The sequence below is a fragment of the Streptomyces sp. NPDC058051 genome, from assembly GCF_042885475.1.
In the GTDB taxonomy this organism is placed as follows: Bacteria; Actinomycetota; Actinomycetes; order Streptomycetales; family Streptomycetaceae; genus Streptomyces.
Genome location: NZ_JBHVRW010000015.1, coordinates 71630 through 97162 on the forward strand (window position 1 = coordinate 71630; position 25533 = coordinate 97162).

Consider the following 25533-nt stretch of genomic DNA (forward strand, 5'->3'; position numbering starts at 1 on the left):
GTCCCGCTGACGAAACCGGCTTTGTTCGTTTCAATGGGGACATCGAGCCAACGAGGGCATCGCGCCGGCGCACAGTCCGGCAGATCCCTCCGCCGGTTCCCGCGACCGGCGCTCCGACAAGATCCGTACACCTCCCACACACCGCAGCCACCAGAAGGGTTCCGGACCGGCCATGGCGCTCTCCCTCTACGTCGACACCGCGCGCTGGCGGGCGCACCAGAAATCCGTCCTCGACCAGTTCCCCGGCCTCGTCCCGGTCTGCAAGGGCAACGGATACGGCTTCGGTCACGAGCGGCTCGCCGACGAGGCCATCCGCTTCGGTTCCGACATGCTCGCCGTCGGCACCACCTATGAAGCGGCCCGCATCAAGGACTGGTTCAGCGGCGATCTCCTGGTCCTCACCCCGTTCCGACGGGGCGAGGAGCCGGTGCCGCTGCCCGACCGGGTCATCCGGTCCGTCTCCTCCGTGGACGGCGTGCACGCCCTCGTGGGCGCACGCGTCGTCATCGAGTGCATGAGCTCGATGAAGCGCCACGGCGTCAAGGAGGAAGAGCTCGGGCAGCTGCACGCCGCCATCGAGGACGTACGTCTCGAAGGCTTCGCCCTGCACCTGCCGCTGGACCGCACGGACGGCTCCGACGCGGTCGAGGAGGTCATCGGCTGGATGGACCGGCTGCGCGCGGCCCGGCTGCCGCTGCACACCATGTTCGTCAGCCATCTGCGCGCCGAAGAGCTGGGGCGGCTCCAGCAGCAGTTCCCGCAGACCCGTTTCCGCGCCCGCATCGGTACCCGGCTGTGGCTCGGCGACCACGAGGCGACGGAGTACCGGGGTGCCGTTCTGGACGTCACGCCCGTCGTCAAGGGCGACCGGTTCGGCTACCGCCAGCAGAAGACCGCGTCGGACGGCTGGCTGGTGGTCGTCGCGGGCGGTACGTCGCACGGCGTGGGCCTGGAGGCCCCGAAGGCCCTGCACGGTGTGATGCCGCGCGCCAAGGGGGTCGCCCGGGCGGGCCTGGCCACCGTCAACCGCAACCTCTCACCGTTCGTCTGGGCCGGCAAGCAGCGCTGGTTCGCCGAACCGCCGCACATGCAGGTGTCGATCCTCTTCGTCCCCTCGGACGCGCAGGAGCCGAAGGTGGGCGACGAACTGGTGGCCCACCTGCGCCACACGACCACCCAGTTCGACCGCCTCGTCGACCGTTAGACGACCACCCGGTTCGACTGCCTCGTCGACCGTTGGGCCGGCTGCCCGGCCGGTGGTCCGGCCGCGCCTCGTCGCGACCGGTGGTCCGGTTCCCGCGGGCCGGTACGGGGGTGCTGAGAGGCTCTCCGGGGGGCCACGGCCCACCCGGAGAGAACCGGCTCAGTCGACGGCCGGTGCGCGCGCGGCGCCCCATTCCACCCGCGGTCCCTCGACGGCGGGCACGGCATGCCGCGGCGGATGCGCCGCCGGCCCCAGCACGAACACGTCCTCGGCCCCGTCGAACACCCCGCCGGACGGATCGTCCGAGCCGTCGCGCCGTACGACGTCCCGTTCCGGCATGAGGATGTCCCGTACGACCACGGCGCAGAGGTACAGCGTGCCCAGCAGATGCAGGGTGATCGCCAGCTGATATCCCTCCGTGGGCAGGCCTTGGTGCTTGTCCCCGCTCGTCGTGTACGCGAGGTACATCCAGATGCCCAGGAAGTACATGACCTCGCACGCCTGCCAGATCAGGAAGTCGCGCCAGCGCGGCCTGGCCAGGGCGGCCAGGGGAATCAGCCACAGCACGTACTGCGGCGAATAGACCTTGTTGACGAGGATGAAGGCGGCGACGACGAGAAAGACGAGCTGCGCGAAGCGCGGCCTGCGCGGTGCCGTCAGCGTCAGCGCACCGATGACGGCGCACAGCAGGAGCGTTACCAGCGACGAGACGGTGTTGACGGTCGTGACCTCGAAGGTCCTTCCGGTGCGCTGTGTGATGATCAGCCAGAACGAGCCGAAGTCGATGCCCCGTTTCTCACTGAATGTGTAGAACTTCTCCCACCCCTCGGAAGCGAGGAGCATCACCGGCAGGTTCACCACCAGCCAGGACACCGCCGCCCCGAGCGTCGCCGAGCCGAACTCCCGCCATTTGCCTGCCCGCCAGCACAGCACGAAGACCGGCCCCAGCAGGAACACGGGATAGAGCTTGGCGGCCGTGGCAAGCCCGATGAGGATGCCGAACGCCAGCGCCCTTCCCCGGGACCACATGAGCATCGCCGCGGCCGTCAGCGCGACGGCCAGCAGGTCCCAGTTGATCGTCGCGGTGAGCGCGAAGGCCGGTGCGAGGGCCACCAGCAGTCCGTCCCAGGGGCGGCGCCGGTGCGTACGGGCGACACAGACGGCGATGATCACGGCGCAGATCATCAGCATGCCTGCGTTGACCATCCAGTACATCTGCTCACGGTGCTGGAGGGATCCGCCCGGTGTCAGCCAGGACGCGATCTGCATGAACAGGCCCGTCAGGACGGGATACTCCAGGTACTGCATGTCGCCGGGCAGTCGGTCGAAGTACGGCACGAGGCCGTCGGAGAAGCCACGCGCGGCATAGAGGTGCGGAATGTCCGAGTAGCAGGCGTGCGTGTACTGCGAACCGGCGCCCCTGAACCAGGCCCAGTTGTAGCAGGGCAGCTTCTGCACCATCCCCAGCGCGAACATGCCGAGCGCCATCAGCGCGACGACCGCCACGGGCGTGAGCGCCGTGCTGCCGATCCGCGTCCAGCGCCCCGACCGGCCACCGATCAGCTCGCTGCCCGCTTCGGCGATCTCGTCCTGATGCGTCGGCCGGACGATGGACCGTTCCTGCTGCACACTCGTGTCCTTGGCGCTTGGCATGCCGCTCATCCTGCCGTACGGGACTGTGGAAACGACGAGGGCCGCCGCACCATGTGGTGCGGCGGCCCTCATGACCGGGTCGCGTCGGCCGGATCACCGGCCCCGGCCGGACGGACGTCAGCCGGACGGTCCGCCGAACCAGCCGCCGTTGCCGTTGCCGTTGCCATTCCCATTGCCGTTGCCCGGTGGCGAGGCTGATGTCGTCGGACTGGTGCTGGCACCGCCGTCGGTCCCGCCATCCCCCGTACCGGAGTTGGTCCCACCGTTGTTGTTCTGGCAGGTCACGTCCCAGGTGCCACAGGTGTCGCTGGGGTCGGGCTCGGGCGCGGACGGGGTGGGCGAGGGCATCGCCGGCTCCGACGGGGACGGCGACGGGGACGGGGACGCGCTGGGCGACGGCTTGGGGCTCGACGCGCCGCCACCGTAGACCTTCTTGCCGATCGACGTCGGCTTCGGGAACGTCAGGACCGGCTTGCCCTTCATCGCCTCAGCCATGTAGTCGTGCCAGATCTGGGCCGGGAACGAAGCACCGTGGATCGTCTTCTCGCCACCCGTGCCGTACATCTCCTCGAACTTGCGGTCCGCGTTGTTCTCGTCGTCGTCCAGCCGGTACATGCTGATGGCCGTCGACAGCTGCGGGGTGTAGCCGACGAACCAGGCCGACTTGTTCTCGTCCGTCGTACCCGTCTTGCCTGCCACGTCGCGGCCGGGGAGCTGCGCGGGGGTACCGGTTCCGTGTTCGACGACGTTCTTCAGGACATCGGTGACGTTGTCGGCGATCTCGGGACCGAAGGCACGCTTGGTGACGTCCTTGTGCCGGTAGATGGACCTTCCCCGGTACTTCACCTCGGCGACCGAATAGGGGTCGCGCTGCTGACCGCTGGCGGCGAAGGTCGCGTACGCACCGGCCATACGGATGGCGCTGGGCGAGGACGTACCGATGGAGAACGACGGCACGTGCGAGTCCGCCATGTTCTGGTCGTCCTTGAGACCGGCGGCTATCGCGACGTCCTTCACCTTGTCGGTGCCTACGTCCATGCCGAGCTGCACGTAGGGGGAGTTGGCCGACCACTGCATCGCCTCGCGAAGGGTGATGTTGCCCTTCGACTCATGGCCGTCGTTGGCCTGCAGCCACTCGTCGCCGTTCTCGTCGGTCCAGATCTGGCCGTCGTATTTCTTGATCTTCAGCCTGTCGTCGGCGTTGTAGATGCTCAGCGGCGAAACCTGTTCGCGCTGCGACAGATCCTGGTCCTCGCCGAGCGAGGGGTCGCGCTTGCCGTACTCCATCGCTGCCGCCAGCACGAACGGCTTGAAGGTCGAACCGACCTGCGCACCCGTGGGGTCGGCGTTGTTGGTGTAGTGCTTGGTCGCGTCCTGACCGCCGTAGATCGCCACGATGGCGCCGGTCTTGGGATCGACCGACCCGCCGCCGAACTGGACGTGGGTGTCCGTCTTGGGCCGCTGCTTCGGCTTGATCTTGTTGTCGTAGACCTTCTTGACCGCGGTGTTGAGCTGGTTGACCTTCTTCTTGTTGAAGGTGGTGTGGATCTCGTAGCCGCCCTGGGCGAGCTTCTCCGCCGTGACGCCCTCGGTGTTGTTGTTGAGGAAGTACGACTTCGCAAGGTCGACCATGTAGCCGACCTGGCCGCCCAGCTGAGCGTTCTTCTTCGGCGGATCGGGCATCGGGAACTCGGTGTACTTGGCACGCTCCGCGGCCGAGAGGCGCTTGTCCTTCACCTCTTCGTCGAGGATCCACTTCCAGCGCCTCTTGGCCCGATCGGTGTTCTTCGCCTCGGTGGCCAGCTTGGCATCGATCTCGGGGACGCCTGCCGGGTCGTAGTAGGTCGCGCCCTTGAGCAGCGTGGCCAGGAACGCACACTCACTCGGGTTCAGATCCTTGGCGTCCTTGCCGTAGTACGTACGGGCCGCCGCCTGGATCCCCGAGGCACCTCGCCCGTAGTACGAGATGTTGAGGTAGTCGCGAATGATGTTCTTCTTGTCCATCTTGTTCGCGACCTTGACCGTGATGAAGAGCTCCTCGAACTTCCGGCTCAGGGTCTGGTCCTGGGACAGGTAGGAGTTCTTCACGTACTGCTGGGTGATCGTCGAGCCACCCTGGGTCTCGCCACCGCTGGCCATGTTGAACAGGGCGCGGCCGATGCCCATGGGGTCGATGCCCCGGTCATGCTCGAAGGACTTGTTCTCAGCCGAGATGACCGCGTTCCGCATGGCTGCGGGGATCTGCTCGTAGTCGATGATCTGGCGGTTGACCTCGCCGCCCGTGGCAACCATCTGCGAGCCGTCGTCCCAGAAGTAGACGTTGTTCTGCGCTGTGGCGGTGTCCTTCACCTTGGGTGTGGTCACCATCGCGTACGCGACGCCGGCCAGGCCCATGAGCAGCCCGATGAAGCCGATACAGAGGCTGGAGACCAGCTTCCACGACGGCACCCAGCGCCGCACGCCGTACTTGCCGGCGCGGGGGTAGTCGATGAAACGCTTCTTGGCAGGGCGCTGGCCGCCGCGGCCACGCCCCCTGCCCGGGCCATCGTGTCCGCTGTCACCGCCGCCTCGGCGGCGGCCGCCTCCACCACTGCCTCCCCGGCCCCCGCCGCCCCGCTGGGCGGCTCGTCTCGCCTCGGCCCGTCCGCTGTAGGGACGGTCCTCGCCGTATGACTCTGACGGTGACTCAGACGTAACTCCGCGTGACGGAGCGACGCGGCGTCTGGAGGACTGCTGGGCGGCTCGTCTGGCCGCTGCACGCCCGCCACCTTGCGGTTCGGGCGTCTTGCGACGGTGCTCGCTCATCGAACGACTACTCCTCGGGCAGGCAAGAGCGCCTGGAAGCGGCAGTTGAGATCCGGTCCCCCCGAATTGCGGACCGACCCTGCGACAGGCCCGTCCGCAGTGCATCCGATCAGCCCGCGAAGACTGACGCGTACAGGCGTCTCACGGTTCCCGGTGGTCTGCATGCCGCACAGACTACGCACGGTCAAAACCCTCCTAGGGCCGAACTTCACCCCAAACAACGCAAGTCGGTTCCTAGGAATTCGCGATGTGACGCCGTTCACGATGCTCCCCCTTGTCGCAGCGCGGTGACCGATCTATCGTCATGATGTATCGACTCGATACATCAGCTCGGCACATCGGCCCGGCAGAAGGCTCCGCGGAGCACTCGGAGAAGGAGGAGGCGAAATTGAGCAGACGCTCCGGCATCCTCGAATTCGCCGTTCTCGGTCTGCTCCGCGAATCCCCGATGCACGGGTACGAGCTGCGCAAACGCCTCAACACCTCGTTGGGGATCTTCCGCGCCTTCAGCTATGGCACCCTCTATCCCTGCCTCAAGACGCTGGTCGCCAACGGCTGGTTGATCGAGGAGCCGGGAAGCTCCCCGGCCGACCTTCCGCCGACTGCCGGCCGTGCGGCCGCCCCCAGCTCCTCGCTGGCCGGGCGTCGCGCCAAGATCGTCTACCGGCTGACCCCGGAAGGTAAGGAGCACTTCGAGGAACTGCTCTCGCACACCGGCCCCGACTCCTGGGAGGACGAGCACTTCGCAGCCCGCTTCGCCTTCTTCGGACAGACGGAGCGCGAAGTGCGGATGCGGGTGCTGGAGGGCCGGCGCAGTCGGCTGGAGGAGCGCTTGGAGAAGATGCGGGCGTCTCTCGCCCGCACCCGCGAGCGCCTCGACGACTACACACTTGAGCTGCAGCGACACGGCATGGAGTCCGTGGAGCGCGAAGTGCGCTGGCTGAACGAGCTCATCGAGAGCGAGCGGTCGGGACGGGATCAGCGACGATCCTCGCCCGGGAGCGAAGCTCAGCGGAACACAGCAGGAGAGACGGGCGGCCTGCCCCGGCACCGGGGTGACACCCCGCCGGATCCGTCCGACGACACCTCACAGTGAGGTCCCCGCAGTTCCGCGGGGCCTCATCAGGAACATCCATTACACACAGGGAGCAACCGGAATGGGTTCGGTTCGCGTAGCCATCGTCGGCGTGGGCAACTGCGCCGCCTCGCTGGTCCAGGGCGTCGAGTACTACAAGGACGCCGATCCGGCCGGCAAGGTGCCCGGCCTGATGCACGTCCAGTTCGGCGACTACCACGTGCGGGACGTCGAGTTCGTCGCCGCCTTCGACGTCGACTCGAAGAAGGTCGGCCTCGACCTCGCGGACGCCATCGGTGCCAGCGAGAACAACACCATCAAGATCGCCGACGTTCCCAGCACCGGCATCACGGTCCAGCGCGGCCACACCCACGACGGCCTGGGCAAGTACTACCGCCAGACCATCGAGGAGTCGGCCGAGGCTCCGGTCGACGTCGTCCAGATCCTCAAGGACCGCGAGGTCGACGTCCTCGTCTGCTACCTGCCCGTCGGTTCCGAGGTCGCTGCGAAGTTCTACGCGCAGTGCGCCATCGACGCCAAGGTCGCGTTCGTCAACGCTCTCCCGGTCTTCATCGCCGGCACCAAGGAGTGGGCGGACAAGTTCACCGAGGCCGGTGTCCCGATCGTCGGCGACGACATCAAGTCGCAGGTCGGCGCGACCATCACGCACCGCGTGATGGCGAAGCTCTTCGAGGACCGGGGCGTCGTCCTGGACCGCACGATGCAGCTGAACGTCGGCGGCAACATGGACTTCAAGAACATGCTTGAGCGCGAGCGCCTGGAGTCCAAGAAGATCTCCAAGACGCAGGCCGTCACCTCGCAGATCCGTGACCGCGAGCTCGGCGCGGACAACGTCCACATCGGCCCCTCGGACTACGTGGCCTGGCTGGACGACCGCAAGTGGGCGTACGTGCGCCTTGAGGGCCGCGCCTTCGGTGACGTTCCGCTGAACCTGGAGTACAAGCTCGAGGTCTGGGACTCCCCGAACTCCGCCGGTGTCATCATCGACGCCGTCCGCGCGGCGAAGATCGCCAAGGACCGCGGCATCGGTGGCCCGATCCTCTCCGCGTCCTCGTACTTCATGAAGTCCCCGCCGGTCCAGTACTTCGACGACGAGGCCCGCGAGAACGTCGAGAAGTTCATCAAGGGCGAAGTCGCCAACTGACGCGACCGGACACGGTACGTCGGCGCGGCTCGGTGACGAGCGGCAGTGTTTCTGCCTTACCGCGCCGTTGAGGGCTCCCAGGTAATCCACCCGGGGGCCCTCAACGTATGTGACCCTTGATCACATGCCTGTCGTAGGTGATCTACGCATACTCCTGCGCCTTCGGAACTTCCGTCGTCTGCTCGCCGTACGACTTCTCTCACAGTCGGCCGATGGCGTCTACCAGGTGGCGCTGGCGGCTCACGTCGTCTTCTCCCCGGAGAAGCAGGCGTCGGCGGGGGCGATCGCCTCGGCGATGGCCGTCCTGCTGCTGCCGTACTCACTCATCGGCCCCTTTGCCGGTGTGCTGCTGGACCGCTGGTCACGGCGCCAGGTCTTTCTGTACGGCAATCTGCTGCGCGCCGCTCTCGCCTGCTGCACCGCACTCCTGATCCTCGGCTCCGCGCCCGACTGGCTCTTCTACACCTCGGCGCTGTGCGTCACCGCGGTCAATCGCTTCGTGCTGGCCGGGCTCTCGGCCGCGCTGCCGCGCGTCGTCGACAGGGACCGGCTGCTTCTGGCGAATTCGCTCTCACCGACGGCCGGCACGCTCGCCGCCACGGCCGGCGGCGGCCTCGCCTTCGTCGTGCGCCTGCTGCTCGCCGACTCCGACGCTGCGGTGGTACTGCTGGGCGCGGCGCTCTACCTCGCCTCGGCGCTGGCATCTCTGAGCCTTGCCACCGCGCTCCTCGGCCCGGATCGGAACGATCACCGCGTCGAGCTGAGGAAGTCGCTGGCCATCACCGCACGGGGGCTTGCCGACGGGCTGCGCCATCTGGCGGAACGGAGGCGAGCAGGCCTGGCGCTGGCCGCCATGACCGTGATCCGCTTCTGCTACGGGGCGCTGACGGTGATGGTGCTGATGTTGTGCCGGTACGCCTGGTCGGACAGCGAGTCCGAAGGCCTGGCTCTTCTCGGACTCGCTGTGGCGATCTCCGGAGCCGGCTTCTTCGTGGCGGCCGTCGTCACACCCTGGGCGGTGGGGCGGCTCGGACGCTTCCGCTGGATGGCGGTGTGTGCGGCAGCGGCTGCCGTACTCGAACCCGCGTTGGGGCTGTGGTTCACCCCCGCACCCGTACTCGTCGCAGCGTTCGTCCTCGGGCTCATCACCCAGGGAGCGAAGATCGCGACGGACACGGTGGTACAGACTTCGGTGGACGACGCCTTCCGCGGCCGGATCTTCTCCCTCTACGACGTGCTGTTCAACGTGGCATTCGTGGGCGCCGCCGCAGTCGCAGCCCTGCTGCTGCCTCCTGACGGGCGCTCGTTCGTGGTGGTGACCGGGGTGGCCGTGCTCTACACAGTTACCGCCGTCATGCTGTTCCGGTGGAGCCGTACCGAAAGAACGCTCTAGTGCTGCGGCTGGGCATCGCGAGCCGGTGAAGCTTTCCGGTCACAGCACCGGTCTGCGAGCCATGGTGAGGGGCGCTGTTTCACGTGAAACAGCGCCCCTCACCATGGCGGGGTGGTGTGTAAGTTTAAATGGAAACTGACCACACCCCGCACCTCGTTCCGCCGACAGCCTCAGTCCTGTGCGGCCCACCACTTCTTGAGCTTCTCGACCGCCGCGTCATGCCCGATCGGCCCGTGTTCCAGCCGCAGCTCCAGAAGAAACGCGTAGGCCTTGCCGATCACCGGGCCGGGACCGACACCCAGGATCTTCATGATCTCGTTGCCGTCGAGGTCGGGCCGGATGGCATCCAGCTCCTCCCGCTCCTGCAACTGCGCAATGCGCTCCTCAAGCCCGTCATAGGTCCGCGAGAGGGCGGCGGCCTTGCGCTTGTTCCGCGTCGTGCAGTCCGAGCGGGTCAGCTTGTGCAGCCGCTCAAGCAGGGGCCCCGCATCGCGTACGTATCGGCGCACCGCGGAGTCGGTCCACTCGCCGTCGCCGTAGCCGTGGAAGCGCAGATGAAGCTCCACAAGCTTCGAGACGTCCTTGACCATGTCGTTGGAGTACTTGAGGGCGGTCATCCGCTTCTTGACCATCTTGGCGCCCACCACCTCGTGGTGATGGAACGAGACGCGCCCGTCCTCCTCGAAGCGCCTCGTCCTCGGCTTGCCGATGTCATGGAGGAGAGCGGCAAGCCTCAGAACCAGATCAGGGCCGCCCTCCTCCAGGTCGATCGCCTGCTCCAGAACGGTCAGCGAGTGCTCGTAGACATCTTTGTGACGGTGATGCTCGTCACTTTCCAGGCACAGCGCCGGAAGTTCCGGCAGTACCTGCTGTGCCAGGCCCGTGTCGACGAGCAGCCTCAGCCCCTTGCGAGGGTTGGCGGAGAGCAGCAGCTTGTTGAGCTCCTCCCTGACCCGCTCCGCGGACACGATCTCGATCCGCCCGGCCATTTCCGTCATCGCCTCGACCACGTCGGGAGCGACATCGAAGTCCAACTGCGCGGCGAAGCGGGCGGCACGCAGCATGCGCAGCGGATCGTCGGAGAACGACTCCTCGGGCGTTCCCGGAGTCCGAAGAACCCGTTCGGCGAGATCCTCAAGACCTCCGTGAGGATCGATGAAGTCCTTCTGGGGAAGCGCTACGGCCATCGCGTTGACCGTGAAGTCACGACGGACGAGATCCTCTTCGATGGAGTCGCCGTAGGACACCTCCGGCTTGCGCGAGGTCCTGTCGTACGCCTCCGACCTGTAGGTGGTGACCTCGATCTGGTAACCGTCCTTCTGGATACCCACGGTGCCGAAGGCGATCCCGACCTCCCACACCGAGTCGGCCCACGGCCGGACGATCTCCAGTACGGCCTCGGGGCGGGCGTCGGTCGTGAAGTCCAAGTCGTTCCCGAGCCTGCCGAGAAGCGCGTCCCGGACCGAACCGCCGACCAGGGCGAGACTGAATCCGGCATCCTGGAATCGGCCTGCGAGGTCATCGGCGACCGGGGACACCCGCAGCAGTTCGCTGACTGCGCGGTGCTGCACCAGGGTCAGGGCACGGGAGCTGTCTTCGTTGGCGTTCGACACAACAGAAAAGGGTACGTGCCCGGACCGGCCCGGTCGTCCTGGTTTCGTCCCGTCCCGCAAGACTCTTCCGATCATGTAGCGGACTCCGCAGCACGTGGCACCCGCGTACATCGTTACCATGCGGGGACGCAACAACCGACAACCATCGACACCAGCTGACGACGACGAGGGACGGGTAGGCGCGTGGCCGAGGCGGCAGACATTCAGGGGATCGGTCCCTCTCCTGCTCGCCGGTGGCTGCGGCGCACAGCCTCGCTGATCATCGGGGCACCGATCGTCGCGGCTCTGCTGGCGGGCGCGGGCGCGCCCGCCGCACAGGCCGGCGTGACCGCCAAGACGCCCACCGGCTCCGAAACAGTCAAGGTGTCCCTGGACACCCTCGCTCCGAGTGCACCCGTGAAGGGCGACACCCTGACCGTCTCCGGCACCCTGACCAACAGGGGCAAGGAAACCATTACGCAGGCGCAGGTCGATCTGCGGGTGGGCCCGAGGCTCTTCAGCAGGACATCGATCGACACCGCTGCCAAGCGCACGGGGTACATCCCCGGCACCGACCCCGCCCCGCTCGGTGGCAAATACACGGTGAAGTTCGCGAAACTCCGTTCCGGAATAAGCCAGGACTTCACGCTGTCCGTCCCGGTCAACAAGCTGGAACTCGGTGACGACGGCGTCTACCAGCTCGGTGTCTCGTTGTCGGGGCAGACCTCCCGCGCACAGTACGACCATGTCCTGGGGATCCAGCGCACCTTCCTGCCGTGGCAGGAGGAGGAGCGCGACTCCAAGACGAAGATCACCTATCTCTGGCCGCTCATCTCATCGGCCCATGTCACGGCTGAGACGGGCTCCGACGATCAGCAGACACCCGTATTCACGGACGACGACCTGGCCGCCGAGCTCGCTCCGGGGGGACGCCTCGAACAGCTCGTCTCACTGGGCAGCCAGCTGCCCGTGACGTGGGTCGTCGACCCGGATCTGCTGGCGAGCGTCGACGCGATGGCGAGGAGCTACCGCGTCAAGTCCGGCGACACCACCGTCGCCGGCAAGAACCAGGCCGTCGCCAAGAAATGGCTCGCCTCCCTGGAGGCCGCGGTCTCGGACAGCAAGGTCGTCGCGTTGCCGTTCGCCGACCCCGATCTCGCGTCCATCGCACACCGCGGCAAGAACGTCTCGGGCACCCTCGGCCACCTGCAGACCGCCACGGAGGTGGCCGGGACAACGGTGCAGACCATCCTCCATGTGAAGCCGTCGACCGACTTCGCGTGGCCCGTCGACGGGGCGATCGACCCGTCGATCGTCGATGTCGCCACCTCGGCCGGTGCCCACAAGGTGATCGCTCGCAACGACAGCCTCCAGGAGACCGGTGGTCTGCCGTACACGCCGACCGCGGCCCGGCCGATCGGCGGCGGGACGACCGCCGTGGTCTCCGATGCCCGGCTCTCCACCGCCTTCCAGGGCGACATGTCGAAGGCGGGCAGCTCCACCCTCGCCGTGCAGAAGTTCCTCGCTCTGACCCTGGCACTGTCCCAGCAGGACACCGACAAGGAACGGAGCATCGTCGTCGCGCCGCAGCGGATGCCGACGGTCGCCCAGGCCCAGTCGATGGCCCAAACCCTGCACGCCCTCGACGACGAACGCTGGACAGAGCCCCTCGGGCTCGTGGACGCGGCGGAAGCGAAGCCCGACTCGGACGCGACGACCACCGTCCCCGGGTCCTCCCAGTACCCGAAGGGTCTCCGTAGCCAGGAGCTGCCCACCCAGGCGTTCCAGGACATCAAGTCCACCCAGGCCTCGCTCAACAACTTCCAGGTCATCCTCACCCAGCCCGAGCGGGTGGTGACCCCCTTCGGCAACGCGGTCAACCGGTCCATGTCGACGTCGTGGCGCGGCAGGCCGTTGAAGGCCCAGCAGTACCGGGACTCGGTGCGCACGTATCTGCAGAGCCTCGTCAACGAGGTCCAGCTCATCTCGAAGTCGGACGTCACCCTGTCCGGTCGCAGCGCGACAATCCCGGTGACCGTGCAGAACAGGCTGTTGCAGGGGGTGGACCACCTGGTCCTCCGGCTGAAGTCGGAGAACGCGACCCGGCTCAAGCTGAACGACGGCGGGGCCGTGGCGGAACAGCCGATCCGCATCGCCGCCGGCCACAGTCAGTCCGTGAAGTTCGACGCAGCGGCCAACATCAATGGCCAGGTGCAGATGACCGCACAGCTCTACACCGAGGACGGAACTCCCTACGGCGGGGAGATGAACTTCACGGTGAAGGTGTCCGAACTCACGCCGACCGTGCTGCTGGTGATCGCCGGCGGGCTGCTTCTTCTGGTCCTCGCGGGCATCAGGATGTACACCCATCGCAAGCGGGCCAACGCCGACGGCGCCGACGGGAACAACGGTGGCGAACCCGAGCAGCCGAGTGACCCGACTCCGGACACCGGTCCGGAAAGCACGGAGCCGTCGGACTCGGGTGAGAAAGTGGAACGTTGAGCGATGTCTGTCGTGGCCGGTCGGCCGGGGACGATGAGGTGGGGTTTCGATGAACGCGCCGTACGACGGTGACCGCGGTCAGGGTGCGGGCGGAGCCGGGTCTTCCGGCGGACCCCCGATGCCACCCGGACCGGGCCAGGTTCCACCGACGCCCGATCCGTACCTGCAGGCCGCCTACGACCACGATCCCTACCGGGCCCAGGATCTGTCCGCCCAGGACCCGGTGACCGAGGCGCTGTACGACCGCGCCTCGCACCCGCCACCGCCCCCGGGCACGTACCAGCAGCCCCAGCCGCTCTATCAGCAGCCGCCCGCGGCGCAGTACGCACCCGATCCGCGTATCTGGGCGCAGGCCCCGCCGCCCGAGCCCGACGGGGCCTCGCGATACCTGCCGTACGGCGATGACCCGGCGACCACCCAGTTCGTCGGTGTGGACGATCTCGTCGGCCAGGCGTCCCAGGACCGCGGGCAGCAGGATGCCTTCGCGCACCTTTTCCGGGATCAGGAGGGCCCGACAGGATCCTCTCCCGTTCCGGCCGAGCCCGAGCCGGCCCCGGCGCCCACACCGCCGAAGTCCGGCGGCCGGGCATCCAGTCTGCTGAAGTCCAGTGCGGTGATGGCGGCGGGCACGCTCGTGTCCCGGCTCACCGGATTCGTCCGCAGCCTCGTGATCACCGCCGCGCTCGGTGCGGCGCTGCTCGGGGACAGCTTCACCATCGCGTACACCCTGCCGACGATGATCTACATCCTCACCGTCGGCGGTGGACTGAACTCGGTCTTCGTTCCCCAGCTCGTCCGTTCCATGAAGGACGACGAGGACGGCGGCGAGGCCTACGCCAACCGGTTGCTGACCCTCGTGATGGTCGCCCTCGGTGTGATCGTCGCGATCGCGGTGTTCGGCGCACCGTTGCTGATCCACATGATGTCGCCGACGATCGCCGGAGACCAGGCCGCCAACAGCGTCGCCGTGACGTTCGCCCGGTACTGCCTGCCGACCATCTTCTTCATGGGCGTGCATGTCGTGATGGGGCAGATCCTCAACGCCCGCGGCAAGTTCGGCGCGATGATGTGGACCCCGGTCCTCAACAACATCGTGATGATCTTCACGTTCGGCATGTTCATCTGGGTCTACGGCACGTCCGCCGAGTCCCGGATGGGCGTCCAGACGATCCCTCCGGAGGGCGTCCGGCTCCTGGGGATCGGCACCCTGCTCGGTCTGGTCGTCCAGGCCCTGGCCATGATCCCGTACCTGCGTGACGCCGGCTTCCGCTTCCGCCCGCGCTTCGACTGGAAGGGACACGGACTCGGAAAGACGATCAAGCTGGCCAAGTGGACCGTCCTGTTCGTCCTGGCCAACCAGGCGGGCGTCATCGTCGTCACACAGCTCGCGACCTCGGCGGGCAAGCTGTCCGGCAAGGACGGAACCGGCTTCCTGGCCTACTCCAACGCCCAGCTGATCTGGGGCATGCCCCAAGCGATCATCACCGTGTCGGTCATGGCGGCCCTGCTGCCCCGCATCTCCCGCGCCGCCCACGACAACGACCCCGGCGCCGTCCGCGACGACATCTCCCAGGGGCTGCGGAACTCCGCCGTGGCCATCGTGCCGGTGGCCTTCTCGTTCCTCGCCCTCGGCCTGCCGATGTGCAGCCTCCTGTACTCCTCCGCGGGCACCGAGGCCGCCCGCTCCATGGGCTTCATCCTGATGGCCTTCGGACTCGGCCTGATCCCGTACTCCGTGCAGTACGTGGTGCTGCGAGGCTTCTACGCCTACGAAGACACCCGGACGCCCTTCTACAACACGGTCATCGTCGCTGCGGTCAACGCGGCCGTGTCGGCCCTCTGCTATGTGGTTCTGCCGGCCCAGTGGGCCGTGGTCGGCATGGCCGGCGCGTACGGGCTCGCCTACGCCGTCGGCGTGGGTGTCGCCTGGCGACGGCTGCGCAACCGCCTGGGCGGCGATCTGGACGGCTCCCACGTCGTTCGTACCTACGCCCGCCTGTGCCTGGCTGCCATCCCGGCAGCGGTGCTGGGTGGCGGCGTCGGCTTCGCCATTCTCCTGGGACTCGGCGAAGGTGCCTTCGGTTCCCTCGTCGCGCTGATCTTCGGTGGGGCCGTTCTGCTGGGCGTCTTCTTCGTCGCCGCCAAGCGGATGCGGATCGAGGAGATCAACGGCATGGTCGGTATGGTCCGAGGGCGGCTCGGGCGCTGAGGTTCACGGCCGCACAACCATCACCGCCCTTTGCGTGTCGTGCATAGCGCCGGAGTGTGGGCACAATTGGCGTGACTGTGCAGAGCTGGCTGGCATCGCGCAACGGATGGGGAGGCAGGAACGACGGTGGCGGAACGTAGCACGGCTGCCGTCGACGTGGCCGACAACAGCGGTGATGAACCGCTGACCGCCAAGGCGGACGAGGTCACGACCGACGGGACGGCAGAAGCTCAGGACACAACGGGCACAAAGCCGCAGGACACGGACGATGAGCGCACCAGCTCCGAGGCCACCCTGCTCACCCCTGATCTGCACAGCGGACACAAACTGGCCAGACGCTACCGGCTCGAAGAGTGCGTCACCCGTCTGGACGGATTCAGCAGCTGGCGTGCCGTGGACGAGAAATTGCGCCGCGCCGTGGGCGTCCATCTGCTGCCCGCCGACCACCCCCGGGCCCGCTCCGTACTGGCGGCAGCCCGCTCCTCCGCCCTGCTCGGCGACCCGCGCTTCGTGCAGGTACTCGATGCGGTGGAGGAGGACGACCTCGTCTACGTCGTCCACGAATGGCTCCCCGACGCCACCGAGCTCACTTCTCTGCTGGCCGCGGGGCCGATGGACGCGCACGACGCGTACCAGCTCGTCAGCCAGGTCTCGCAGGCCATGGCCGCGGCCCATCGCGAAGGGCTCGCCCATCTGAGGTTGACCCCGGGCGCGGTGCTGCGGAGCTCGACGGGGCAGTACCGGATCCGCGGCCTCGCGGTGAACGCCGCCCTCCGGGGGATCACCGCCGACGGTCCACAGCGTGCGGACACCGAGGCCATCGGTGCCCTGCTCTACGCCGCACTGACCCAGCGCTGGCCGTACGAGACCGACGCCTACGGAATGTCCGGGCTGCCCAAGGGAGTGGGGCTGATCGCTCCCGACCAGGTACGGGCCGGTGTGCACCGCGGCCTCTCCGAGCTCGCCATGCGTGCACTCGCCAATGACGGCGCCACCGCATCCCGTCAGGAGCAGCCGTGCACGACCCCCGACGAGCTGGCCAAAGCCGTTGCCGCGATGCCTCGCATCCGCCCCCCGGAGCCCGCTTTCACGGCGCCTCCGGAGTACCAGCGCACGACCTACCAGCAGGGCACCTACGGACGACCGCCCGCAGGCCCTGGCGTCGCTCCGCAGCCCGTGATCGCCGTGCCGCCGGCCCCGCTCCAGAGCCGCACCGGCAAGGTCCTCAAGTGGGCGGTGTCCGCGCTGCTCATCGCAGCCCTGGGCCTCGGCAGCTGGCAGCTCGCCGAGACGCTCATCGACCGCGGCAAGGGCTCGGGCACCGACGACACCACACAGACCACTCCGAAGAACGGTGACAACGAGCCTCCGGCCTCGGCCGAACCGCTGCGGATCAGCAGTGCGGCGGAGTTCATGCCCAGCGGTTCGGGGATAAGCCAGAAGGACGTACCCAACGCGGTCGACGGCAACGCCGACACCGCCTGGGTCACCCCCCGGTACCTCGGCTACGCGAACTTCGGCAACATCGCCAAGCGTCGAGACGGCAGCGGCATAATCGTCGACCTCGGCAGCGTGCAGAACATCGGCGGCATCGAAGTCACGATGTACCGCAGCGGACAGAAGGCCGAGGTACTCGCCGCCGACGCAAGCACCTCCGCCCCGTCGTCGCTCTCGGACTTCTCTCAGCGCCTCACGAAGCTCGAAACCGTGGGGAGCGATCTGAAGAAGACCTTGGACCAGCCCGTACGGGCCCGCTACGTCCTGATCCACCTCACCGAACTGCCGTCGGACGGAACAGGTGACGGCTACCGGGGCGGGATCTCGGAGATCTCGGTGCTCGGCTGACGAAAGAGGCCGATGGGAGAACACCTCCCATCGGCCTTTCGCGCAATTGGCCGGTCCGCCGCGAACGATCACGCCCCCACGGCCTCCTGCGCATCTCCCCGCCCTCTGCCCCTGGTCCCGCGAATCGTGATAGACAGACGCACCGTGACGCAGAGAGAGAGGGAGGGGGAGGTGGCCGCCGAGCCGTCAGAACCACTCAGCGACTCAGACCTCCTCGCTCGCCACGTGGCCGGTGAACCGGACGCCTTCGGTGAGCTCGTACGACGCCACCGCGACCGGCTGTGGGCCGTGGCACTGCGTACCCTGGGCGATCGCGAGGAAGCCGCCGACGCCGTCCAGGACGCCCTGGTCTCCGCCTTCCGGGCCGCCCATACCTTCCGCGGTCAATCCGCCGTCACCACCTGGCTGCACCGCATCACGGTCAATGCCTGTCTCGACCGGGTCCGTAAGGCGGCCACCCGCAAGACCTCACCGGTCAGTGACGCCGAACGGTTCGAGCAGTTCCTTGAACCGCACGAGTCCGCGGAGGCGCCGGCGGAACGGCAGGACCTCCATCGCGAACTTCTGGCCGCACTCGCCACTCTTCCCACCGAGCAGCGTGCCGCTCTGGTCCTTGTGGACATGCAGGGCTACCCCGTGGCTGAGGCGGCACGCATCCTCGACGTTCCGACAGGTACCGTGAAGAGCCGCTGTGCACGGGGCCGGGCCCGGTTGGCCCCTCTGCTCACCCATCTACGCGGCGAAGGCACAGAAGCCGGCGAACCCGCCACGGGAAGGAACCGAACACCGCGTGCATCCGTCCCACCAGCATCGGGGCCGAGAGACGCGGGGACGAGTGATCCCGCGGCAGTGAAGGGCGGAGGTGGGCGCACATGACATCAACGACCGGCACAACCCGGCACCCGGATGTCTCGGAGATTTCCGACCTCCTGGAAGACCTGCTCCCGCCACCCCATGCGGCAGAGGTGCGGAACCACGTGGACGGCTGCGAACTCTGCGGTGATGTCCGTGCCTCCCTCATGGAGATCAGCACACTTCTCGGCACCGTGCCTGGGCCACAACAGATGCCCGACGACGTCGCGAACCGTATCGACGCCGCGCTGGCCGCCGAAGCACTCAACGCCACGGCACCGGATGGCGCGGTGCATGTTTCACGTGAAACAGAGCTCTCCGTGGCACGGAAGCCGGACACAGCATCGGGCCCCCCGGACCGCCCGACAGGACATCCCCGGGCCATCACCGGCCCCGGTCGGCGCCCCGCCCGACGCCGCCGCGGTGCCGTCGTGCTCGGCGCTGCTCTCGGTGCGGCCGTGGTCGGCGTGAGCGTCTTCATGCTGCAGAGTGTCCAACCGTCCCAGGAGAAATCCGACGTCACAGCAGCAGACCGCGGATCCAGTTCGGCGGCAAAACGCGCAGCCGCCTTCTCGGAATCCGCACTCGAAGGCCAGGTTCAGACGCTCCTTCTGAACACGAAGCCATCAAGTCCGGACGACGTCGGCGCTGAGCAGCAGAACCCATCCATCGAGGCGCAGTCGACGCCCACCCCTTCCGCGACCGATGCACCCCGGACACCGTTGCGTGCACCGGTCGTGTCCGTCCCGGCCTGTGTGGAGCAGGGCATCGGGCGGGAGACCGCAGCCCTCGCCATGGAAGAAGGCACGTTCGAAGGCTCAGATGCCTTCCTCGTCGTCCTCCCTCATTCTTCCGACCCGACCCGCGTCCAGGCGTACGTCGTCGATGCCGCCTGCGTCCGGGACGAGCCCGCTTCGAAGGGCAAGCTCCTGCTGACTCACGCCTACCCGCGCCCCTGAGAATCCCGCCTGCCGCCGCCCCGGCACGTCGGGAATGCATCCCCCGTAGGATCCGTTGGGTGGGGTGAGAGTCGTTGAACCGGCCCCAGTAGGCGTGGACAGTAGGCAGTCTGCAGAGACGAGGAAGAAACCCGTGAGCGACGTCCGTAATGTGATCATCATCGGCTCCGGCCCCGCGGGCTATACGGCCGCCCTTTACACCGCACGCGCCTCGCTGAAGCCGCTGGTGTTCGAAGGCGCCGTCACTGCGGGCGGTGCGCTGATGAACACCACCGACGTGGAGAACTTCCCGGGCTTCCAGGACGGGATCATGGGCCCGGAGCTCATGGACAACATGCGCGCGCAGGCAGAGCGCTTCGGTGCCGAACTCGTTCCGGACGACGTCGTCTCCGTGGACCTCACCGGAGACATCAAGACGGTCACCGACACCGCGGGCACGGTGCACCGCGCCAAGGCCGTGATCGTGACCACCGGCTCCCAGCACCGCAAGCTCGGCCTGCCCAACGAGGACGCCCTCTCCGGGCGCGGCGTTTCCTGGTGTGCCACCTGTGACGGCTTCTTCTTCAAGGACCAGGACATCGCCGTGGTCGGCGGCGGCGACACCGCGATGGAGGAGGCGACCTTCCTCTCCCGCTTCGCGAAGTCGGTCACCATCGTCCACCGCCGCGACTCGCTGCGTGCCTCCAAGGCCATGCAGGACCGCGCATTCGCCGATCCGAAGATCAAGTTTGCCTGGGACAGTGAGGTTGCCGAAGTCCACGGCGAGCAGAAGCTGTCCGGCCTGACCCTTCGGAACACCAAGACCGGCGAGACGTCCGAGCTCGCGGTGACCGGCCTGTTCATCGCAGTAGGCCATGACCCTCGCACCGAGCTCTTCAAGGGCCAGCTCGACCTCGACGAAGAGGGCTACCTCAAGGTCGAAGCTCCCTCGACGCGTACCAACCTGACCGGTGTCTTCGGCGCCGGTGACGTTGTCGACCACACGTACCGGCAGGCCATCACTGCTGCTGGTACGGGCTGCTCGGCCGCTCTCGACGCCGAGCGCTTCCTCGCTGCGCTCGCCGACGACGAGAAGGCCGCTGCGGCCGCCGTCTGATCCACGCCTCACCCCACACCCCAAGAAGTTAAGGAGGCCGCCGTGGCCGGCGCCCTGAAGAACGTGACCGACGACTCCTTCGACGAGGTCGTCCTGAAGAGCGACAAGCCTGTGCTGGTGGACTTCTGGGCCGCGTGGTGCGGTCCGTGCCGCCAGATCGCACCGTCGCTGGAGGCCATCGCGGCTGAGCACGGCGACCAGATCGAGATCGTCAAGCTCAACATCGACGAGAACCCGAACACAGCTGCCAAGTACGGCGTCATGTCCATCCCGACCTTGAACGTCTACCAGGGCGGAGAGGTCGCCAAGACCATCGTCGGAGCCAAGCCGAAGGCCGCGATCCTTCGCGACCTCGAAGGCTTCATCGGCTAGGACCACGGTCCGCTGTTTCACGTGAAACGGGTCCGTCCCTCGGGGGATGGGCCCGTTTCACGTTGTCATGGGCGCTCGGGTTCAGAGCGGCCGCAGCGCCGGTTCCTTCTGGACAGCCCCCAGCAACCGGTCCAGTGCCAGCTCCACGTCTTCCTTCCAGGAGAGCGTCGTGCGCAGTTCCAGCCTCAGCCGCGGATGGACAGGGTGGGGCCGCACGGTCTTGAAGCCGACCGCAAGGAGATGATCTGCGGGAAGCACACAGGCAGGCTCCTTCCAGCGAGCGTCACCGAAAGCCTCAATCGCTTTGAATCCCCGACGCAACAGATCCTTGGCAACGGTCTGCACCATCACCCGGCCCAGCCCCTGCCCCTGGTATTCCGGCAGGATCCAGGCCGTCATCAACTGCACAGCGTCGGGGGAGACGGGACTCGTCGGGAACGCGGTCGAACGCGGTACGTAAGCAGGGGGCGCATAGAGAACGAAGCCCACCGGTACATCGTCGACATGGACAACACGGCCGCACGATCCCCATTCCAGCAGGACAGCAGAGATCCATGCCTCCTTCTCCCGCCCAGGCGTTCCCGCCTTCACTGCAGCTTCTCCGCTGACCGGATCAAGCTCCCAGAAGACACATGAGCGGCAACGCCTGGGGAGATCGGAAAGGTTGTCCAGTGTGAGCGGTACGAGCCGACGCCCCATGAAGGCTGTTCCTCGCTTCCTTCGCCCGCCGCGTCGCGCGCGAGAGTCACTGCGCTCCGTTCAAGGAGCAGGCTGCCGACGGACTCTCCGACAGCCCCCCAGGCCCAGCCCTACTGTCACCAGTCGGCTGCGGCTCACTGGCCGCATGGCTCTCCCCCCGCCGAGGTGACTCAAGCCGGATGTGCCATACCAGAACGCATCGTATCCACCCAGAGATGAACCTGACACCGAGAGAACGCAAAGGGCGGGCTGTGTTCCGGTACCCACCGGAACACAGCCCGCCTCCAGACGCTCCAGCGGCGGTCAGCCTTCGTCGCTGTCGGCAGCATCCTCAGAGGAACCTTGATCCAGCACACGCCCCTCGCCCGGTGCCAGACTGCCGAGAATGCGGTCCAGATCCTCCATCGATGCGAACTCGACGACGATCTTTCCCTTCTTCTGTCCGAGGTCGACCTTCACCCTGGTCTCGAAACGGTCCGAGAGCCGGGAAGCAAGATCGGACAGCGCCGGTGATACCCGGCCGCCGGCCCGCGGACCCTTGGCCTTGGCGGTGCTCGTGGGCCTGGAGCCCATGAGGGTCACAATCTCTTCCACCGCGCGCACCGACAGCCCCTCGGCCACGATGCGGTGTGCCAGCTTGTCCTGCTCCTCCGAGTCATCCACGGACAGCAAGGCCCGTGCGTGACCGGCCGACAGCACCCCGGCCGCGACCCTCCGCTGCACCGGAGGCGACAGCCTCAGCAGACGGAGTGTGTTGGACACCTGTGGGCGAGAACGCCCGATCCGGTCGGCCAACTGATCATGGGTGCACTTGAAGTCCTTGAGAAGCTGGTCGTACGCGGCTGCCTCCTCCAGCGGGTTCAGCTGAGCCCGGTGAAGGTTCTCCAGCAGCGCATCCAGGAGAAGCTTCTCGTCATCCGTGTCCCGGACGATGGCCGGGATCCGCTCCAGGCCCGCTTCACGGCAGGCCCGCCAACGCCGCTCACCCATGATGAGCTCGTAGCGCTCCGGACCCGTCTTCCGCACCACGACAGGCTGGAGAAGACCCACCTCCTTGATGGAGGTCACCAGCTCGGCAAGCGCGTCCTCGTCGAACACCTCACGGGGCTGACGAGGATTCGGGGTGATGGAGTCGAGAGGAACCTCGGCAAAGTACGCCCCCGAAGATCCCACCGACTCCGCGGTTGCCTCGGATTCCGAGACCGGCGCACTCGGCTCCGGCACAACGGGAGCGGAGGCGAGTGCCGCCAGCTTCGCAGCGGCCACCCCCCGCTCTGCCGACATGACAGACCCCGCCCCTGGAGAGGCCGAGCCCACTCCCGTGGACGGCACCTGCTTCTCCTGCGGAGCGGCGGGAATCAGGGCACCCAGCCCACGCCCCAACCCTCTTCGACGCTCACTCACTGGATCCCCTCCGAAATGCTCTGCTGACTGTTCCCCGTGCCCGTGTGGGCATGCTTGGCCTCGTACTGCACCCCGACACCCCGTAGGGCGATCTCACGCGCTGCCTCAAGGTACGACAGCGACCCGCTCGAACCCGGGTCGTAGGTCAGCACGGTCTGGCCATAACTCGGCGCCTCCGAGATCCGCACCGACCGCGGAATGCTCGTCCGCAGCACTTCCTTGCCGAAGTGGCTGCGCACCTCCTCCGCAACCTGCGAAGCGAGCCTGGTCCGGCCGTCGTACATGGTGAGCAGAATCGTCGACACATGAAGATCGGGATTGAGATGTCCCCGCACCAGGTCCACATTGCGCAGCAACTGCCCCAGCCCCTCCAGCGCGTAGTACTCGCACTGGATAGGAATCAGCACCTCGGCACCGGCGACCATGGCGTTGACCGTCAGTAGACCGAGCGAGGGCGGGCAGTCGATAAGGATGTAGTCCAGTGGCTGCTCATACGCCTGGATCGCCCTCTGGAGTCGACTCTCTCGCGCTACCAGCGACACCAACTCGATCTCCGCACCAGCAAGATCGATCGTGGCAGGGGCGCAGAAAAGACCTTCAACGTCCGGAACAGGCTGAACCACCTCGGAGAGCGGCCTGCTCTCCACCAGGACGTCGTAGATGGAGGGAACTTCGGCATGGTGATCGATACCCAGAGCCGTAGAGGCGTTCCCCTGCGGATCAAGGTCGACTACCAGAACGCGTGCGCCGTGGAGCGCCAGCGAGGCAGCAAGGTTGACCGTCGTGGTCGTCTTGCCCACTCCGCCCTTCTGATTGGCCACCACCATGACGCGCGTCCGGTCAGGACGGGGCAGCCCTTCGCCGGCGCGGCCAAGGGCCTCAACCGCCAGCTGGGCCGCGCGACCGATGGGTGTGTCATCCATCGGCGGCGGTGTTTCACGTGAAACACCCTCCCCCGCCGATTCGGTTCGGGGACCGGGGACCGGATCGGTCATCGGTCCCGCAATGTTGGCGTCGGACCGCAAGGATTCACTCTCCTCGACTTCAGGCTCGCAATGAGCAGAGCCTGCCATGCTTTCGGGGTCGTGAACCAGCGAGGCCCGCTCTTCTGTGGATGAATCCACTTCTGTGGACAACCCCGTAGCCCTAACGGGCCCGCGATACCGCGGCGCGGCGGCCGCGCGGCCGCGGCCGATGATCCCATGCAGCAGAGAGCGACGTTTCACGTGAAACACGATGCCCCTGCAGCCTAGCTACAGGGGCACGACACTCCGCGCGGGATCCGTATGCCTGTTTGTGGGGAGCGCCACGGACAGACCGCGCAAACTGTATGTAATGACTCATCTCATGGCGTCACCGGAAGCGTCACCGGCGACGTCTGGTCCGGCTTGTCCTTGCGGCCTTGGCTCGCTTTGCGGCGAACCTCACACCACCCGGGCTCTCGCCGACCACGACACGCACCACTGTGGACATCGGATCGACAACACCCTCTCCGACATGCAGCACCTCGGTCTCCACCACACCGAGCTTGCTCAAGGCCGCACGCGCGCCGTCGATCTCCTCCTGAGCCGTATCACCCTTGAGCGCCAGCATTTCTCCGTACGGACGCAGCAGCGGAACGCCCCAGCCGGCCAGCCGATCGAGCGGCGCCACGGCCCGTGCCGTCACCACGTGAACCGGCTGAAGTGTGCCCAGAACCTCCTCGGCCCGACCACGTACGACCGTCACATGGTCCAGGCCCAGCAGCTCGACGACTTCCTGAAGGAAATTCGTCCGTCGGAGCAGAGGCTCCAGCAAAGTGATCTTGAGATCCGGGCGCACCAGCGCCAGCGGGATACCCGGCAGCCCCGCTCCGGAGCCCACATCGCAGACCGTGACGTCATCGGGCACGACCTCGGAGAGCACCGCGCAATTCAGCAGATGCCGCTCCCACAGCCTCGGTACCTCACGCGGGCCGATCAGCCCCCGCTTCACGCCCGCGTCCGCCAGCAGTTCCGCGTACCGGACAGCCTCCGGGAAGAACTCACCGAAAACCTCCTGCGCTCCTTCGGGCGCCTCGGGAAGCTCTACTTCCTCCGTCACGGGAACCGTCCTTCCATACCGCACTACCGCACCGTGGGTGGCTGACTATCAGGCTGACAAGTTCGGCCCCGTCTGCGAACAGACGGGGCCGACAGAACAAGGGTCCGGTCAGGCCGGGAGAACAACGACGAAGCGCTGCGGCTCCTCGCCCTCGGACTCGCTGCGCAGACCGGCGGCCGCGACCGCATCGTGCACGACCTTGCGCTCGAACGGCGTCATCGGATCCAGCTTCACCGGCTCACCGGTGCTCTTGACGCGATCCGCGGCCTTGGCACCCAGCTCGGCGAGCTCCGCCCGCTTCTTGGCACGGAAGCCCGCGATGTCCAGCATCAGCCGGCTGCGATCACCGGTCTCGCGGTGCACAGCAAGCCGCGTCAGCTCCTGGAGCGCCTCCAGCACCTCACCGTCGCGGCCCACGAGCTTCTGCAGATCACGTGCCGAATCGCTGATGATCGAGACCGCGGCCCGGTCAGCCTCGACATCCATGTCGATGTCGCCGTCGAGATCGGCGATGTCGAGCAGACCTTCGAGGTAGTCCGCTGCGATCTCGCCCTCCTGCTCAAGGCGGGTCAAGGTGTCGCTGCCCTCGGCGGCCGTGGAGGTGGTGCCTTCCGTCACGGATGGAC

The 25533-nt window shown here is 67.1% G+C and carries 19 protein-coding genes; 11 read left to right on the forward strand and 8 right to left on the reverse strand.

The window, feature by feature from the left end:
- The first annotated feature begins 172 nt into the window (after positions 1 to 172).
- Entirely contained in the window at positions 173 to 1204 is a 1032-nt protein-coding gene (locus tag ACFVUT_RS23245; protein WP_389650698.1) for an alanine racemase, read from the forward strand.
- A 159-nt stretch (positions 1205 to 1363) separates the two neighbouring features.
- Here ACFVUT_RS23245 and ACFVUT_RS23250 read toward each other — a convergent pair whose 3' ends face one another.
- Together ACFVUT_RS23250 and ACFVUT_RS23255 are read right to left on the reverse strand one after the other, a co-directional pair.
- Entirely contained in the window at positions 1364 to 2857 is a 1494-nt protein-coding gene (locus ACFVUT_RS23250) for a glycosyltransferase family 87 protein (RefSeq protein ID WP_389650695.1), read from the reverse strand.
- A gap of 117 nt (positions 2858 to 2974) precedes the next feature.
- Positions 2975 to 5662, reverse strand: a complete 2688-nt coding sequence (locus tag ACFVUT_RS23255; protein ID WP_389650691.1) for a transglycosylase domain-containing protein — start codon at positions 5660 to 5662, stop codon at positions 2975 to 2977.
- A gap of 388 nt (positions 5663 to 6050) precedes the next feature.
- Here ACFVUT_RS23255 and ACFVUT_RS23260 point away from each other — a divergent pair, with 388 nt between their 5' ends.
- The 3 genes from ACFVUT_RS23260 to ACFVUT_RS23270 all read left to right on the forward strand — a co-directional run bounded on the left by ACFVUT_RS23260 (position 6051) and on the right by ACFVUT_RS23270 (position 9295).
- Positions 6051 to 6758 carry a helix-turn-helix transcriptional regulator gene (locus ACFVUT_RS23260; protein ID WP_389650688.1) on the forward strand — a complete coding sequence of 236 codons (708 nt, stop codon included), beginning with the start codon at positions 6051 to 6053 and terminating at the stop codon, positions 6756 to 6758.
- A gap of 61 nt (positions 6759 to 6819) precedes the next feature.
- Entirely contained in the window at positions 6820 to 7902 is a 1083-nt protein-coding gene (locus tag ACFVUT_RS23265; RefSeq protein ID WP_389650686.1) for an inositol-3-phosphate synthase, read from the forward strand.
- A 124-nt stretch (positions 7903 to 8026) separates the two neighbouring features.
- Positions 8027 to 9295: an MFS transporter gene (locus tag ACFVUT_RS23270; RefSeq protein WP_389650683.1), complete on the forward strand. Its 1269-nt coding sequence runs from the start codon at positions 8027 to 8029 to the stop codon at positions 9293 to 9295.
- A 170-nt stretch (positions 9296 to 9465) separates the two neighbouring features.
- Here ACFVUT_RS23270 and ACFVUT_RS23275 read toward each other — a convergent pair whose 3' ends face one another.
- Entirely contained in the window at positions 9466 to 10908 is a 1443-nt protein-coding gene (locus tag ACFVUT_RS23275) for a CCA tRNA nucleotidyltransferase (RefSeq protein ID WP_389650681.1), read from the reverse strand.
- 183 nt (positions 10909 to 11091) lie between these two features.
- Between ACFVUT_RS23275 and ACFVUT_RS23280 the strand changes: the two genes are divergently transcribed.
- The 7 genes from ACFVUT_RS23280 to trxA all read left to right on the forward strand — a co-directional run bounded on the left by ACFVUT_RS23280 (position 11092) and on the right by trxA (position 20722).
- Positions 11092 to 13389, forward strand: a complete 2298-nt coding sequence (locus ACFVUT_RS23280; protein WP_389650677.1) for a DUF6049 family protein — start codon at positions 11092 to 11094, stop codon at positions 13387 to 13389.
- 49 nt (positions 13390 to 13438) lie between these two features.
- Entirely contained in the window at positions 13439 to 15598 is a 2160-nt protein-coding gene (murJ, locus tag ACFVUT_RS23285) for a murein biosynthesis integral membrane protein MurJ (RefSeq protein ID WP_389650674.1), read from the forward strand.
- Positions 15599 to 15724: 126 nt separating this feature from the next.
- Positions 15725 to 17443 carry a protein kinase family protein gene (locus tag ACFVUT_RS23290; RefSeq protein ID WP_389650671.1) on the forward strand — a complete coding sequence of 573 codons (1719 nt, stop codon included), beginning with the start codon at positions 15725 to 15727 and terminating at the stop codon, positions 17441 to 17443.
- A gap of 171 nt (positions 17444 to 17614) precedes the next feature.
- Positions 17615 to 18319, forward strand: coding sequence for an RNA polymerase sigma factor SigM (gene sigM, locus ACFVUT_RS23295; protein ID WP_389651039.1), 705 nt, complete (start codon positions 17615 to 17617; stop codon positions 18317 to 18319).
- The gene (locus ACFVUT_RS23300) at positions 18316 to 19254 is read left to right on the forward strand and encodes a zf-HC2 domain-containing protein (RefSeq protein ID WP_389671033.1); all 939 of its coding nucleotides are present in this window, start codon (positions 18316 to 18318) and stop codon (positions 19252 to 19254) included. The genes sigM and ACFVUT_RS23300 overlap by 4 nt, the downstream gene beginning before the upstream one ends.
- A 133-nt stretch (positions 19255 to 19387) precedes the next feature.
- Positions 19388 to 20350, forward strand: coding sequence for a thioredoxin-disulfide reductase (trxB, locus tag ACFVUT_RS23305; RefSeq protein ID WP_389650665.1), 963 nt, complete (start codon positions 19388 to 19390; stop codon positions 20348 to 20350).
- A 42-nt stretch (positions 20351 to 20392) separates the two neighbouring features.
- On the forward strand, positions 20393 to 20722 hold the full coding sequence (gene trxA, locus ACFVUT_RS23310) for a thioredoxin (RefSeq protein ID WP_389650662.1): 330 nt from the start codon (positions 20393 to 20395) through the stop codon (positions 20720 to 20722).
- Between the two features lie 81 nt (positions 20723 to 20803).
- On the opposite strand, the gene ACFVUT_RS23315 is transcribed toward trxA, so the two are convergent.
- The 5 genes from ACFVUT_RS23315 to ACFVUT_RS23335 all read right to left on the reverse strand — a co-directional run bounded on the left by ACFVUT_RS23315 (position 20804) and on the right by ACFVUT_RS23335 (position 25525).
- Positions 20804 to 21421: a GNAT family N-acetyltransferase gene (locus ACFVUT_RS23315; RefSeq protein WP_389650659.1), complete on the reverse strand. Its 618-nt coding sequence runs from the start codon at positions 21419 to 21421 to the stop codon at positions 20804 to 20806.
- A gap of 303 nt (positions 21422 to 21724) precedes the next feature.
- The gene (locus ACFVUT_RS23320; protein ID WP_389650656.1) at positions 21725 to 22825 is read right to left on the reverse strand and encodes a ParB/RepB/Spo0J family partition protein; all 1101 of its coding nucleotides are present in this window, start codon (positions 22823 to 22825) and stop codon (positions 21725 to 21727) included.
- A complete protein-coding gene (locus tag ACFVUT_RS23325) occupies positions 22822 to 23898 on the reverse strand; it encodes a ParA family protein (protein WP_389651036.1) in 1077 nt (358 codons plus the stop codon). The genes ACFVUT_RS23320 and ACFVUT_RS23325 overlap by 4 nt, the downstream gene beginning before the upstream one ends.
- 292 nt (positions 23899 to 24190) lie before the next feature.
- A complete protein-coding gene (gene rsmG, locus ACFVUT_RS23330; protein WP_389650653.1) occupies positions 24191 to 24907 on the reverse strand; it encodes a 16S rRNA (guanine(527)-N(7))-methyltransferase RsmG in 717 nt (238 codons plus the stop codon).
- Positions 24908 to 25015: 108 nt separating this feature from the next.
- Complete coding sequence (locus ACFVUT_RS23335) at positions 25016 to 25525, reverse strand: protein jag (protein ID WP_389650650.1); 510 nt, start codon at positions 25523 to 25525, stop codon at positions 25016 to 25018.
- Between the last annotated feature and the right edge of the window lie 8 nt (positions 25526 to 25533).